Origin of the sequence: Paraburkholderia rhynchosiae (assembly GCF_002879865.1) — a bacterium.
GTDB classification, from domain to species: Bacteria; Pseudomonadota; Gammaproteobacteria; order Burkholderiales; family Burkholderiaceae; genus Paraburkholderia; species Paraburkholderia rhynchosiae.
In genome coordinates this window covers 18901-33140 of record NZ_PNXY01000013.1, presented here as the reverse complement: position 1 = coordinate 33140, position 14240 = coordinate 18901, and the positions used below count along the sequence as shown (strand labels likewise).

9 protein-coding genes are annotated in these 14240 nt (G+C 63.0%); 5 read left to right on the top strand and 4 right to left on the bottom strand.

The genetic code is table 11. The annotated features are described in order from the left end of the window. Positions 1–114 precede the first annotated feature (114 nt). Positions 115–1740: a D-alanyl-D-alanine carboxypeptidase/D-alanyl-D-alanine-endopeptidase gene (locus C0Z16_RS18915; protein WP_102633653.1), complete on the top strand. Its 1626-nt coding sequence runs from the start codon at positions 115–117 to the stop codon at positions 1738–1740. A 9-nt stretch (positions 1741–1749) separates the two neighbouring features. Here the strand turns inward: C0Z16_RS18915 and C0Z16_RS18910 are convergent, their stop codons facing one another. Further along, the gene (locus tag C0Z16_RS18910) at positions 1750–3384 is read right to left on the bottom strand and encodes a D-alanyl-D-alanine carboxypeptidase/D-alanyl-D-alanine-endopeptidase (RefSeq protein ID WP_102633652.1); all 1635 of its coding nucleotides are present in this window, start codon (positions 3382–3384) and stop codon (positions 1750–1752) included. Between the two features lie 482 nt (positions 3385–3866). On the opposite strand from C0Z16_RS18910, the gene C0Z16_RS18900 reads away from it, so the two are divergent. Continuing rightward, positions 3867–5051: a hypothetical protein gene (locus tag C0Z16_RS18900; protein ID WP_175130693.1), complete on the top strand. Its 1185-nt coding sequence runs from the start codon at positions 3867–3869 to the stop codon at positions 5049–5051. Positions 5052–5100: 49 nt separating this feature from the next. Here the strand turns inward: C0Z16_RS18900 and C0Z16_RS18895 are convergent, their stop codons facing one another. From C0Z16_RS18895 to mhpT, 3 genes are all read right to left on the bottom strand, one after another. Continuing rightward, the gene (locus tag C0Z16_RS18895) at positions 5101–6807 is read right to left on the bottom strand and encodes a tannase/feruloyl esterase family alpha/beta hydrolase (protein ID WP_102633650.1); all 1707 of its coding nucleotides are present in this window, start codon (positions 6805–6807) and stop codon (positions 5101–5103) included. 10 nt (positions 6808–6817) lie between these two features. Continuing rightward, positions 6818–7960, bottom strand: coding sequence for a porin (locus tag C0Z16_RS18890; RefSeq protein ID WP_102633649.1), 1143 nt, complete (start codon positions 7958–7960; stop codon positions 6818–6820). Positions 7961–8029: 69 nt separating this feature from the next. After that, positions 8030–9271: a 3-(3-hydroxy-phenyl)propionate transporter MhpT gene (mhpT, locus tag C0Z16_RS18885; RefSeq protein WP_102633648.1), complete on the bottom strand. Its 1242-nt coding sequence runs from the start codon at positions 9269–9271 to the stop codon at positions 8030–8032. Positions 9272–9771: 500 nt separating this feature from the next. Between mhpT and C0Z16_RS18880 the strand changes: the two genes are divergently transcribed. The 3 genes from C0Z16_RS18880 to C0Z16_RS18870 all read left to right on the top strand — a co-directional run bounded on the left by C0Z16_RS18880 (position 9772) and on the right by C0Z16_RS18870 (position 14148). Next, entirely contained in the window at positions 9772–10608 is an 837-nt protein-coding gene (locus tag C0Z16_RS18880) for a p-hydroxycinnamoyl CoA hydratase/lyase (protein WP_102633647.1), read from the top strand. Between the two features lie 91 nt (positions 10609–10699). Further along, complete coding sequence (locus C0Z16_RS18875; RefSeq protein WP_102633816.1) at positions 10700–12151, top strand: aldehyde dehydrogenase; 1452 nt, start codon at positions 10700–10702, stop codon at positions 12149–12151. A gap of 107 nt (positions 12152–12258) precedes the next feature. Next, positions 12259–14148 (top strand): feruloyl-CoA synthase, encoded by a 1890-nt coding sequence (locus C0Z16_RS18870; protein ID WP_102633646.1) that lies wholly within the window; start codon positions 12259–12261, stop codon positions 14146–14148. Positions 14149–14240 lie beyond the last annotated feature (92 nt).

Below are 14240 nucleotides of genomic sequence, written 5' to 3'. Positions count from 1 at the left end.
TCGGGCATGACTTACCTCGCCGCTGAAAATCGTTTCCCATGGTGTCGCCGCCTGGCATTCCCGTCATAGTGATCCTATGCTGTAGTTTCCTCATGTCGATCGGCAGGAATATCCATGCGCGCACAGTTCCCCAGTGTTCTGGCGTTGGTCGTCTGCTGCTCGCTCGTCGCCGGCTGTGGCAGCGACGTCTCGGCCGATCCCATTTCGCAGATCATGAACAAGCCGCGCTATGCGAGCGCGAAGTCGCAGTGGTCGATGATCGTGATGGACGCCAACACGGGCCAGGTGCTCGACGCTTTGCGACCCGATACCCTCGTGCTAACGGCCTCGGTGCGCAAGCTGTATTCTGTGGCGACCGCGCTCGATGTCATCGGCGCGGATCATCGCTTCCAGACGCCCGTCTACCGGAACGGCACGGTCGACGCGTCTGGCAAGCTGACGGGCGACCTGATCCTGAAGGCCTCCGGCGATCTGACATTCGGCGGGCGGCAGAAGCCTGATGGCACCGTCGATTTCACGGACTTCGATCACAACGATGCGCGCGGCTTCGATGGCGCGATCCTGACGCCCGAAGATCCATTGACTGCATTGAACGATCTGGCGGCGCAAGTCAGGGCCTCCGGCATCACGTCGATCAGCGGCGACGTGATCGTCGACGATCGCCTTTTCGATGCGTTCCGCGTGCCGAACGGCAACGTGCTGATCTCGCCGATCGTGGTCAACGAGAACGTGATCGATGTGACGCTTGCGCCTGGTGCGAGCGTGGGACAAGCCGGCGTGCTCGACTGGCGGCCGCGCACCAGCGCGATGACCATGCAAGGTACGTCGGTCACCATGACAGCGGGCAGCGCGGCCGATATCGCCGTATCCGGTGACGCGCTCGACGCGGGACCGCTAAGCTGTCTCGCCGCGCCCGGCTGCAAGGGAACGCTGTCGGGCGAGGCCAGCCTCGATATGCCGGCGGCGATTCCGCTCGGCTATGTGGCGCCGCTCGTCGGCAACAATCTGTATGTCAGCACGCTGCGCGTCGAAGATCCGCCGTCCTTCGCACGCACGGCGTTTATCGATGCATTGACTCGCGCGGGCGTGACCGTGTCGGCGCCCGCCGTGCAGCCGAACCGCACGACCGCCTTGCCGGCGCCGGCCACCTACACGAGCGCAACGCAAGTTGCCAGCTTTACGTCCCTGCCTTACTCGCAGTTTGCGAAACTTGTCCTGAAGGTGAGCCTGAACACGGGCGCGAACTTGAGCCTCATGTATCAGGGCCTTGCGCAAGGGGTGAGAACCGTCGGCGACGCACTCGTCACCGAGCGAAAGTACCTGACGGGCAACTTTGGGCTCGACGGTTCCGGGTTCGATTTTCCGACCAACGGCAGCGGCACGCCCGATAGCCGCGCGACGGCTCGCACCACCGCGACCCTCCTCACCACGATGAGCCGCCGGCCGCTTTATCCGGTGTATCGCGACGCGCTGTCGATCCTCGGCGTCGACGGCTCGCTTGCGGCTGTCGGCAAGGACGTGCAAGGCAAGGAGCACATCTTCGTGAAAAGCGGCGCGACCGTCGCCAACGGTCAGATGGTTGCGATGAACATGGCGGGCTACATCGAAGCAAGAAGCGGACGCCGGCTCGCGTATGCACTCTTCGTCAACAATGCCGGCCCCGTCACCGCGCTCACCGACACGCTGGACGTCTTCGACGACGAAGCGCGGATACTCGGCATCGTCTATTCGAAGTACTGAAAGGCGGCGTCACTGCATCTTCCACAGCATCGCCGCGATCGTGCCTTCGTCCTGGAACACGGTCAGCACATCAGGGATGCCCGTGATCGGGACATTATTCACCGTCAGGAAAAACGCAATCCGCCGGCCGCTCTTCGCATCGATATAACCAGCGAGCGCTTGCCCTTTGAGGATCGGCTTGCCCGGCACCAACAGATTCTCCGCGACGTACGTCCCCGTTTTGGCGTGCACCTGGCCCTTCGCGCCCGCAAGCGTGGAGTCGGCTTCGAAGTCCGTGATAGTGGCGAGCGATCCGTCGACGCCCAGCACGGGCATCGAATCGAAGTACGGCGCAAACGCAGCCTTCGTGCTCATGCCGCGCAGCATCGCGATGACGGCGCGGCCATTCGCGGTCGTATCGCCGCCGCCGCTGCCGTCGATGAAATGATATTGGGCCGGCGAAATATTGAAGGAGGCCGACAGCTCGCCTTGTTCCGCCGCGAGCGAACCGGCCATCGTCGTAGAGCCATTGTGCGCGAGGCCGAACTGCATCAGCGTCACGTCCGCGCCGATGTTGTAGCTGACTTTATTGACGTACCGGATGTCCTGCGCATAAGGCGCGGATGTCAACTGCGCCACCTGCTGCGCGCTCGAATACGAGCCTTTTGCTGGCAGCAGCTGCACGGGGTTAGGCGCGACGGGCGCCGCCGTCACCGTCACGCCGGCGCGTGCGAGCGCTTCGATAAACACCGTGCGCGTGTAGTTGGACGGCTCGGTCACGCGGAACGTGCGAATCAGCGGATACGCATTGGTCAGAATGGGCACGAGACCGGCCGGCACATTGCCGCTCACTTCGCCCACACAATTTGCCGAGCCGATGCACAGCGGCAATTCCGGATTGAGCTCGATGTCCAGCGCCGACGTCGCGCTGCCTGTCGTCAGCGTCGATTGCACCGAGAATGCCGCCGACTTTGGCCGCCAGTCGAACGGAACGGCGGCGCCTTGCGCGCTCTGACTGAGCGTGACGTCGATCAGATCGTCGTTGACGAAGATCGGCCGCACGTTGAACTCGCCGCGAAAATTGAACGGCTCGAAAAGACGGTCGTCGATCACGACATCGCCGTTGATCGTCTTGATGCCCGCGGCAGCCACCTGCGCCGCCAGCGAGTCGTAGCCCGCCAGCGGATCGGGCGTCGACAGCACCGCATTGCCAAGCGAGTTGGCTTCGTTGTGGTCGAAGTTGGTCAGCGCGATGGTGCCATCCGCATTGGCGCGGCCGCCCATCGTCAGATCGCCGCTCGCAACCAGAATCAGATTGCCGTTGAGCGCGCCGTTCGCCGCAACGGTGCCCTGCCGATAGACCGGCGTAATGAAATGGTGCTGCGCGCCGAGCGCGTTGAGCGCGTTGCCGGTCGAGAAGACCTTGCGCACCGAGGCAATGAACACCTGCCCGCTGGAATTGAGATCGTAGATAACCTGCCCTGTGTCGAGATCGACAACCTGCATCGACCAGGCCGCATTCTGATAGGCCGGCTTTTGCATCACCCGCATGATGGGCTCAGGGACGGCCGTGTTCGAATCGATCGACCCGCCACACGACGCCAGCAGAAATGCACTTGCAATCACGGCCCAGCGTTTGCAGGGCCGTTCGATTGTTGCGTTCATCGCACGTCTCCAGTTCGATTTCTCTTTTGCGAATCGAAAAGCTCGGATCACGGCACATTCCCGCCCGCGCTTTTTTGCCGGCTTGGCAGGCTCATTGTGATTGCGCTGATTGTCGGCCATCCGCGAGGCAATGTCGAACTTCTATTGCTGGCGAAAGCCGCTGCCATCCAGGTTCAATATGACCGGGCAGATTGCGCCGGTAAATCACCCCATCCTCGATAGCCCTTCGCCCCCGACACGCCAAAATGCGACACAAAAAGTCGCAAAACGTTGTGATTCATACGGTTCGTTTCGGGAATGCATCTGCTACGCTAAATCAGCCGATTCTGTGATCTGACGCCAATGCGCCAGCTAGCCAGCGGCATTCCTTTGCGGCCTCTCCGCGCAGAGGAGGCTACGCCGCGCAAAGAAGGCAATGCCGCGCAAGCCGGCGTGATGTCTGCCTCTATGTATCCCTCTTCAACCACGGCATGGAGTCCGCGATGTTGCAACGGCTGGGTTCGCGATTCGTCGCTATTGGCGTCTTCCTGATTCTTGCGGGCTGTGGCGGAGGCGGAGGCGGCAGCAGCGGGTCCGGAGCGGCGTCATCCGCAACCGGCGCGTCGGACACGAGCGCCACGACACCGACATTGGCCGCCGCCACGCCGGTGATCGACGGCACGGCGCTCGGCGACGCGCACTGGCCCACGGGCTCCACGTCGTCCGGCGGACTCGGCCAGCCCGTGAGCGGCCTGAACTGCGCATTGCGCAGCACTGCCTATACGTACACGCATCTGTCGATCTACCAGGATGGCCGCCTGCTGGCGCTGCCGGCCAACATCGGCATGGTCGAGCCGACCATGGCCGCGCAGACCGGTTGTGCGTATCCGCTGCACACGGTCGATGCAAGCGGCAAGATCCGCATGGATACCAGCACCGGCGCGTCGTATACGCTTGGCCAGTTCTTCGCGATCTGGGGAGAAACGCTCGGCGCGTCGAACGTCGCCGGCTTGAGCGGGTCGCCCGTTACGATCTATGTGAACGACGGAGGCGCACTTTCGCAATACAAGGGCGATCCCGCGAGCCTCGTGCTTCCGCCGCATGGCGAGGTCACCATCGTAACCGGCACACCGTTGAAGCAGATCCCCAGCTATACGTGGACCGACCCGCCGCCATTCGATCCAAAGCCGATCACCCTCACGTACGGGGGCGTGGTGGGCACGACGTACTGGCCGAACGGCAATACATCGACGGGCGGCACCGGCGCGGCGGTGGACGGTCTGATCTGCGCGTCAGGCATGAGCGAGCTGTATCACGTCCACGCGCACCTCGCGATTTTCAAGGACGGCCAGTGGCTCGGGCTGCCCATGAACGTAGGCATACTGTCCCAGTGCAACTATGAAATGCATACGCACGACCAGACCGGCATCATCCATATCGAGACGCCCACGTTCAAGACCTTTACGCTGGGCCAGTTCTTCGATATCTGGGGTCAACCGCTCACCAGCACGAACGTCGCGGGCATCACGGGACCCGTGGTCGCGTATATCAACGACAACGGCGATTCGCGCCGCTATATGGGCGATATCCGCGACATCGAGTTGACGTCGCTACGCGACATCACGTTGCAGATCGGCACGACGCCGGTAAGCACGCTGGCCACCTATTCCTGGTACGAACAGCAGTGACCGAAAACATGGTGGCGAGCGCGCAACCCGCCACCGTTTCACTGACGCTTTAACTGCACGAGAAACTTGACGCCGAATTCACGTCGCCGCCCTTGTAACGCGCGACTTTCGGATACGGACACAGCGGCCGAGTGCGACCCGCGCCCCAATCGGCGGGCACCTCGCTGTTCGGAATCGCGTTGCTCGCGTCGCGTGCCGTTGCGATAACACTATCTGGCGCCTTGCCCTGCTCGACCCAGGCGATCATCGGCGTCAACATATCGAACTGGTCGGCGGCTGGCCCGCCCGCGCAATGGTTCATTCCCGCAATGGTATAGAGCCGCGCGAAGTTGCTCGCATCGCCGCCATTTGCTGTCATCAGCCGTTGATACCAGTCCGTTGTGTCGTTCGACGAAAACACCGGGTCGCTCGTGCCGTGATACACCATCAGCTTCGCGCCGCGTTGCTTGAGCGCCTTGAGATTGGTCTCGTCGGGCGGCGTCATGAACGACCACGACGACTCCGTGTACGCACCGCTCGTCGCAAAGATTTTCGGCGCGTCGGTGTCCATGCTGAAGTTCAGCGCATACGACGACAACTGGCTCAGCAATGAAGCGCTTTGCGGCGGCGTCGTGAACGTGAAGGCAGCGGCAGCGGGGTCCAATGTGATCGAGTTGCTCTGCTTCCATGCCGCCCAGCCCGCGCCGCTCACACCCGCATCGTAGGGAAAGCTCGCGTATAGCCCTGTGCCCGCACTGTTGCGCGCGCCTGAAAACACGTTGCCGATCGCGTCCTTTTGCGCGGTAGTGAGGCACGTGCCGTCGCGCACGTTGGCCGAGCAGGTGGGCACATCGTTGGCGAGGTTGAAGTTCGCCTGGCACGCCTTGATGTCGTGCACCATGCCGTCGGCGACACCGTCCAGCGCATCGCACTTTGCGATGATTCGCGATGCCACCAGTTGCCGTTCCGCAGTCGTGAAGCCGGTTTTGATGTCGGGCAGACCATTCGCGGTCGTCGCCGTCGCCACCTTCGCGAATTGCTGCGCGCCCCACATTTCGCCGATTGCCGCCTTCGGCAAATGGAAGCCCGGATCGCCTGCAATGATGCCGTCGTATTCCGCCGACGACCTCGCCGCCGCCACCATCGCGTGACGTCCGCCGTTCGAGCAGCCTTCGAAATAACTGCGATCCGGCGCCTTGCCGTACGCGGTCCGGATCACCTCTTTCGCCATTGGCGTGAGCGTCGTGACCGCGTTGTAGCCGTAATCGATACGCGCCTGCGGATCGAGACCGAACAGCGGATTCTGCGACGACGAGTGCCCGGCGTCGGAACTGACAACGGCGAACCCCATGTTCAGCGCATCGTTGAGCGGGCCGCCGCCGCCGATCTCGCCGGTCGCCGTCACCACGTTGCCGTCGAGCCCGCCGTTGGCCTGATAAAAGAACCGGCCGTTCCATGCAAGCGGCAAACGCATCTCAAAGCCGATCGCATAGGTCTTTCCATCGACGGCACTCACGCGCTGATTCATCTGTCCCTGCACGACACAATGTTCGGCAATGGATTTGCCCGCTACCTTCAATGTCCCGGCGGGCACGTCCTGTACGGAACTGAACGTCGTATTCGCGAAGGACAATTTGGCCGCCAGCGCCGCGCAGCTTCCCGCGAGCGTCGCGGGTGTCGCCGCGCTGAGCTGGGGCAGCGTCGATGTGTTATCCGCGGACCCGCCGCATGCTCCAAGCGTGGCCGATACGCACATTGCAATCACAGACTTTCTCATTTCATGTCTCCTAGAACGCGTGTTTGATGCCGACCATCACACCTGTTTGTCCGATGCCGGCAGCGGGCGTCGTACCGCCACCGCCGCCGCTCACCGAATAACGCGCCTTCGCGCTATTGGCGAGATAGGCCGCCTGCGCATACACGGACGAGCGCTTGCTCAGCAGATAGGTGGTGCGCAGTGTGCCCATCGTCGCCCGCGAGTCGTGGGCACTGTTGACGATGCGGAAAACTTCTCCATCGACGAGAAACGCCGGCGTCACGAAATACGAAGCGCCGACGAAGAAAAGATCCGAGCGCACGTTCGGCACGGCGGGCGAATCCGTCACGACGCGCCGGCCAAGCCAGCCGGCGCCGAGCTTCACGCCCGCGTATTGCGCATAGGCGCTGACATGCGTGCGGGCGTCCTTATCGGCGGCATTGGCGAGACGCGTGGGCGCCACACCGTCGAAGAAATTCGCCTGCGCACTCGTGCCGCCGCGCTGTTCCTCGTAGGAAGCCGCAATGCCGAAGTTCGGCGCGTCGTACTTGAGCATCACCGACCAGTCGCGGCATTCGGTCTGATGTCCCGGCACCGAGCCCGTGCAGGTGCCCTGCCCCGGCGAATTGCCGGTGCCCGCCGAATCGCGGCCGAACGAATAGCTCGCGCCGAGCGTGAAGCCCTTGAATGCGCCCATGTAGGTGACCGCGTTGTCGGCGCGCGCATTGGGGACGTACGCGTCGAGCGAACCCATGCCGTAGATGTCCGGTCCGATGATGTCGGCGCCCTGCAAGGCCAGATACGTCATCGTGTATTGCCGGCCGAATGCCACCGTTCCATACGGGCCCTTGAGGCCGACGAACGCCTGTCGTCCGAACAGCCGGCCGCCCTGGCCCGAACTGCCGTCGCGGACGTTAAAGCCGCTTTCCAGCGTGAAGACGGCGCTATAGCCGCCGCCGAGATCTTCGACGCCGCGCAAGCCCCAGCGCGAAGGCAGCTCGCCCGTCACGGCGGGCATGCGAAACACATGGCCGCCTGCGGCGTTTGCATGCGATACATATTCGATGCCCGTATCGATGATTCCGTACAGCGTGACGCTCGATTGGGCGAGTGCCGTCGTGCTCAGCGCGCAGAGCGCGCCGGATATCAGAAGGCGGGTCGTGATGGTTTGCATCGTCGTTGTCTCCAAACGTTGTGTTTTTTTCAGGGTCGCTTTCAAGGGTCGGCTTTTGAGAGTTGCTCGTCAGTCGGTGGCGCGCGGGCGGCGGATCAGCAGCAGCGCGGCCGCCGCGGCAATCAGCGTGACGGGAATGCTCGCGCCGATCACCGTCGATGAACTGCGTCCCATTGCCAGCAACTGGCCCGCCGCGAGCGGGCCGACCACCGAACCCACGCGGCCGACTGCTACCGCTGCGCCGACGCCGGTGCCGCGCATCGCCGTCGGGTAGAAAGCGGCGGAAAGCGCATACAGCACCGATTGCCCGCCGATCACGAACATCCCCGCAAAGAACGCCGATACGGTCAGCGCCGCGAAGCCAGGCGCGATCGACAACGCCGCGAGCGACGCGATGATCCCGATGTACATGCCGGACACCACGAGGCCTCCGCGCAGCCGGTCCATCAACATGCCGATGAAAAGCGCGCCCAGTCCGCCGCCAATGTTGAAGAAGATCTGCACGTAGCCCACTTCCGCGCGCGCGAGTCCGCGTGCTGCCATCAGCGACGGCAGCCAGTTCAGCAGGAAGTACAGAACGATCAGCGTGCAGAAGTAGCTGATCCAGATCTGCAGTGTCGAAAGACCGCGACTCCCGCCGAACAGCACCTCGCCGATCGGCGCGGGCTTCGCGCTCATGCCGTGCGACGCTTTTTGAAACGCGCTGGACTCAGGCAGGAATGCAAGCAGCAGCGGCACAAGAATGAGCGGCCCAGCGCCGCCGACATAGAAGATATGACGCCATTCCGTATCGCCGATGCTGATGATCCCGACAATCGAAGCGATCACCCCGCCGAACGGAATGCCGCAATACATCACGCTGACGGCTGTGTTGCGCGCCTTCGGCGACACGGCTTCGGACGACAGCGCGATCAGGTTCGGCAACGCGCCGCCCAGACCAATGCCCGTCAACACGCGCACGAAAACCAGCATGCCGAAGCTGCTGACCAGCGCGGTCGCAATAGACAGCAGGCCGAATAGGCATGCGCACAGAATCAGTATCCGCTTGCGACCGATACGGTCCGCCAGACGGCCGCCCAACATCGCGCCGGGTAACAGGCCGAACGTACCCGCGCTAAACGCAAGGCCCATTTGCGCGACGCTCAGGCCGAATTCGCGTGCCATACGTGGCGCCGCGACGCCCACCGATTGAAGGTCCAGCCCTTCGAGAAGGGCAACCGCAAAACAAAGACTCAACGTCATGACGGCGCCGGTACGCGCGGTGGTCTGCGTGATGCCGTCTCCTGGCAGTACTGTTCTGGTGGATTTCATGTCTGTCTCCTGTCGGCCAGAGTTCATGCAAAGCACTGACTCCGGTCCCATGCAAGTTGGTTGCTGCTTATTGTCGATGGCCGCCACATGCTTCCTCGTCGCGCCCATAATGTCAGGCTGCCTGACACTGTGGGTGAACAAAAGCGCGTTCGTAAGAACGCGCCAGAACTCATCGCGATGGAGGATATTAAATATCAGGCACCCTGACAAAACAAGGTAAGGATGTCTGGTGAATACCCCAGGTGCTACACGCGGCTTGCGCACATTGAACGGCGGCAATCTCGTGGAGCCCGTGCCGGCGTGGCGATTGCGGCGCACACTGGTGGTGGCAGGCCCGCGCTCAAGGGTTTTCCCCGATCACACAACGATTGTGTCTCAGGCCGCTTGATACTAGACTTGTATCAGGCTACCTGATACAACAACGCTCATGCAGACGGTATCGGGTGCTTGCACATCACGACATACATTGATACGCGCACAGTCGCGCTGGAGCTACGAACATGGCAAGTTATGAGGGTCGCTGGAAAACGGTCGACGTGAAGGTTCAGGAAGGCATCGCATGGGTGACGTTCAATCGTCCCGAGAAGCGCAACGCGATGAGCCCCACGCTCAATAGCGAAATGGTGCAGGTACTGGAAACGTTGGAACTGGACGCGGACGCGAGGGTGCTGGTCCTGACGGGTGCGGGCGATGCATGGACGGCGGGCATGGACCTGAAGGAATACTTCCGCGAAGTCGACGCCGGCCCGGAAATCCTGCAGGAAAAGATTCGCCGCGACGCATGCCAGTGGCAGTGGAAACTGCTGCGCATGTACTCTAAGCCGACTATCGCCATGGTCAACGGCTGGTGTTTCGGCGGCGGCTTCTCGCCGCTCGTCGCGTGCGATCTCGCGATTGCCGCCGACGAAGCCGTGTTCGGCCTCTCCGAAATCAACTGGGGCATTCCGCCGGGCAATCTGGTCAGCAAGGCAATGGCCGATACGGTCGGGCATCGGCAGGCGCTGTACTACATCATGACCGGCGACACGTTCGACGGCCCACAAGCCGCTGCAATGGGTCTCGTCAACAAGAGCGTCCCGCGCGAACAGCTCCGCGACGAAACCATCGCGTTGGCCGCGAAGCTGCTCGAAAAGAACCCTGTGGTTCTGCGCGCCGCCAAGCATGGCTTCAAGCGCTCGCGCGAACTGACGTGGGAGCAGAACGAAGACTACCTGTACGCGAAGCTGGACCAGGCACAACTGCGCGATCCCGAGAAAGGGCGCGAGGAAGGACTGCGGCAGTTCCTCGACCAGAAGTCGATCAAGCCGGGCCTTCAGGCGTATAAGCGCACTGAATAATGAGCGCCGAATGAATATTCATCCCGTGCCCTGCGTGCCCTGCGTACCTGCGCGGGGCACGCGGGAAAAGCATGCAAAGGAGACAGCCATCGTGAACGAAGTGAGTATGTTGATCGGAGGCAAGGACCGTCCGGCATCCAGCGGCGCGACCTTCGACCGGACGAACCCGGTCACCGGCAGCGTGGCTTCGCGCGCGCCGGCGGCCACACTCGCCGACGCCGACGCCGCGGTTGAAGCCGCCGCCGCCGCGTTTCCCGCCTGGTCCGCGTTGCGGCCGACGGAGCGCCGAACGCGCCTGCTGAAAGCCGCCGACATCATGGACGCGCGAGCCGGCGCATTCATCGAATGCGGCATGGCGGAAACGGGCGCGATGGCGAACTGGTACGGCTTCAACGTGCATCTCGCGGCGAACATGCTGCGCGAAGCAGCGGCAATGACCACGCAGATCGACGGCAGCGTCATTCCGACCGATACGCCCGACAACATCGCGCTTGCCGTTCGTCAGCCGTGCGGCGTGGTGCTCGGCATCGCGCCGTGGAATGCCCCCGTGATTCTCGGCACCCGCGCCGTCGCGATGCCGCTCGCGTGCGGCAACACGGTCGTGCTGAAGGCATCCGAAGCGTGTCCGGCCGTGCACAGAATGATCGGCAGCGTGTTGCATGAAGCGGGGCTCGGAGACGGCGTCATCAACGTCGTGACCAACGCGCCCGACGACGCGCCTGCCATCGTCGAAAGGCTGATTGCACATCCTGCCGTGCGGCGTGTGAACTTCACGGGCTCGACGCACGTCGGGCGCATTATCGCCATGCACGCGGCCAGGTACCTGAAGCCCGCGTTGCTCGAACTCGGCGGCAAGGCACCCGTTCTCGTGCTCGACGACGCGGACCTTGACGCCGCCGTGGATGCGATCGCGTTCGGCGCGTTTTTCAATCAGGGGCAAATCTGCATGTCGACTGAACGCGTGATCGCGCATCGAAGCGTGGCCGATGCGCTGGTCGACAAGCTCGCCGCAAAAACGCGCACATTGATTGCTGACGCGCCCACTGCCGCTGGCGCCGTGCTCGGCGCAATGGTCAGCGCACAGGCCGCGCAACGCGCCGCGGCGCTTGTGCAGGACGCGCTCGATCACGGCGCGAAGATACTCGGCGGCGGCACGCTCGCCGGCGCGATCATGCAGCCGACCATTGTCGACCGCGTGAGTCCGGCGATGAAGCTGTACGCGGAAGAATCGTTCGCACCGGTCGTCACGGTGCTGCGGGTGGACAGCGACGACGAGGCCGTACAAGTGGCGAACGACAGCGAGTTTGGATTGTCCGCAGCCGTTTTCAGCCGCGATCTCGCGCGCGCAATGCAGGTCGCGAAGCGCATCGAGTCGGGCATTTGCCACATCAACGGGCCGACCGTCCACGACGAAGCGCAGATGCCGTTCGGTGGTGTGAAAGGTAGCGGCTATGGCCGATTCGGCAGCAAGGCGTCGATTGCGGAGTTCACGGATCTGCGCTGGATTACGATCCAGACGGGACCGCGGCATTATCCGATCTAGAGGCGCGCCGTTAGCGGAATCTTCGAATCCGGCGTTTTCCGCACAAGACGGAGACAGCACGCCGCGCCTCATGCGCTCACGGCGTGAGCCCATATAGGAGACAACAAGTGAATTTCCAGCCGACGCAATCCAGTGTCGACAGTGACACGTCCGTGCGCTATCGCGAGGTGCGGATCGGATCGGCGCCCGCACGCGTTCGCCGCGAGGAAGATGTCTGGTACATCGAGTCCGCCGCCCTGCCCGGCGCCTATCCCAAGCGCCTGACCGACCGGCTCGCGAGCGGCGCGCGCGCGCATCCCGACCGTTGGCTCGTTGCGCGCCGCGGCGCCGATGGTCAATGGCACGGCATCAGCTACGCGCAGATGTTGCAGCACGCGCGGGCCATCGGCCAGGCGCTGCTCGATCGCAAGCTGTCGGCCGAGCGGCCAGTCGCGATTCTTTCCGGCAACGATCTGGAACACATGATGATCGCGCTCGGCGCAATGTGGGCCGGCGTGCCGTATGCGCCTATTTCGCCGGCATATTCGCTCGTTTCCAGCGATTTCGGCAAACTGCGCCACACGCTCGACCTGCTCACGCCCGGGCTCGTGTTCGCCACCGATGCCAATGCGTTTGCCGCCGCGATCGACGCGACCGTTGCTGCCGATGTCGAAGTCGTTACGGCCACGGGCTCCTGCACGCGTGAGGTGACGAACCTGTCCGTGCTATTGAGCACCGTTGCAACCACCGTCGATGCTGCGCACGAATCCATCGACGCGGACAGCATAGCCAAATTCCTCTTCACGTCAGGCTCGACCATGTTGCCGAAGGCCGTGCCGACGACGCATCGCATGCTGTGCAGCAATCAGCAGATGCTGCTCGAAACGTTTCCCGAGTTCGCTCACGAGCCGCCTGTTCTGGTCGACTGGCTGCCGTGGAATCACACCTTCGGCGGCAGTCACAACGCCGGCATCGCGCTCTACAACGGGGGCACGCTCTATATCGACGACGGCAAGCCCGTTGGCAAGAAGTTCGACGAAACGCTGCGCAATCTTCGTGAGATCGCACCGACGATCTACTTCAATGTGCCCAAGGGCTGGGAAGAACTGACCAGCGCGCTCGAAACCGACGCACAGTTGCGCGAGACGTTTTTCTCGCGCGTGAAGGTGTATTTCTTCGCGGGAGCCGGACTGTCGCAGGCAGCGTGGGACCGTCTGCAGCAAGTCACCGAGCGCTTCTGCGGCGAGCGCATCCGCATCATGGCGGGTCTTGGCATGACGGAGACTTCGCCGTCGTGTCTGTTCACGACGCGGCCTGCCATGTGCGCGGGTTACGTGGGCGTGCCGGCACCCGGCTGTGAAGTGAAGCTCGTGCCCGTATCGGGCAAGCTCGAAGCCCGTTTTCGCGGACCGCACGTCATGCGCGGCTACTGGCGAATGGACGATGCATCCATCGCGAAGTCGTTCGACGACGAAGGCTACTACTGTAGCGGCGATGCACTGAAGTTTGTCGACCCGCAACAACCGGAGTTGGGCCTGATGTTCGACGGCCGCATCGCCGAAGACTTCAAGCTGAGCTCCGGCACGTTCGTCAGCGTAGGGCCGATGCGCGCTCGCGTCATTTCAGCGGGAGCGCCGTATGTGCAGGACGTGGTCGTCACGGGTCTGAATCGCGACGACGTCGGCCTGCTCGTCTTTCCCAGAGTCGACGATTGCCGGCGGCTCGCGCAACTGCCTTCGTCGGCGAGTGCGTTCGAGGTTGTGAACGCACCCGCCGTGCGTCAGTTCTTCGTTGAACTGCTCGATCAGCTCAACCGCGAATCGACAGGCAGTGCGAGCGCTATCGCACGGCTGCGTCTGCTCGACGTCGCGCCGTCGCTCGACCTCGGCGAGATTACCGACAAAGGCTCGATCAATCAGCGTGCCGTGCTGACGCAGCGCGCTCCGTTGGTGGAAGCGCTGCACGACACAACTCAGCGAGACCCCGCCGTGATTTACGCGCCGCACGTCTGGGCGTGAAGCCGGGCAACGCGGCTGCTTAGCTGCTTAGCTGCTTACCTGGCTATCTGCTTATCTGCTTGCGGGCAGGGCCACGCCGGCCTGGATCATGC

Coding starts and splice junctions, on each gene's coding strand:
- C0Z16_RS18915 (WP_102633653.1), top strand. CDS start 115: ATGCGCGCACAGTTCCCCAGTGTTCTGGCGTTGGTCGTCTGCTGCTCG.
- C0Z16_RS18910 (WP_102633652.1), bottom strand. CDS start 3,384: ATGAACGCAACAATCGAACGGCCCTGCAAACGCTGGGCCGTGATTGCA.
- C0Z16_RS18900 (WP_175130693.1), top strand. CDS start 3,867: ATGTTGCAACGGCTGGGTTCGCGATTCGTCGCTATTGGCGTCTTCCTG.
- C0Z16_RS18895 (WP_102633650.1), bottom strand. CDS start 6,807: ATGAGAAAGTCTGTGATTGCAATGTGCGTATCGGCCACGCTTGGAGCA.
- C0Z16_RS18890 (WP_102633649.1), bottom strand. CDS start 7,960: ATGCAAACCATCACGACCCGCCTTCTGATATCCGGCGCGCTCTGCGCG.
- mhpT (WP_102633648.1), bottom strand. CDS start 9,271: ATGAAATCCACCAGAACAGTACTGCCAGGAGACGGCATCACGCAGACC.
- C0Z16_RS18880 (WP_102633647.1), top strand. CDS start 9,772: ATGGCAAGTTATGAGGGTCGCTGGAAAACGGTCGACGTGAAGGTTCAG.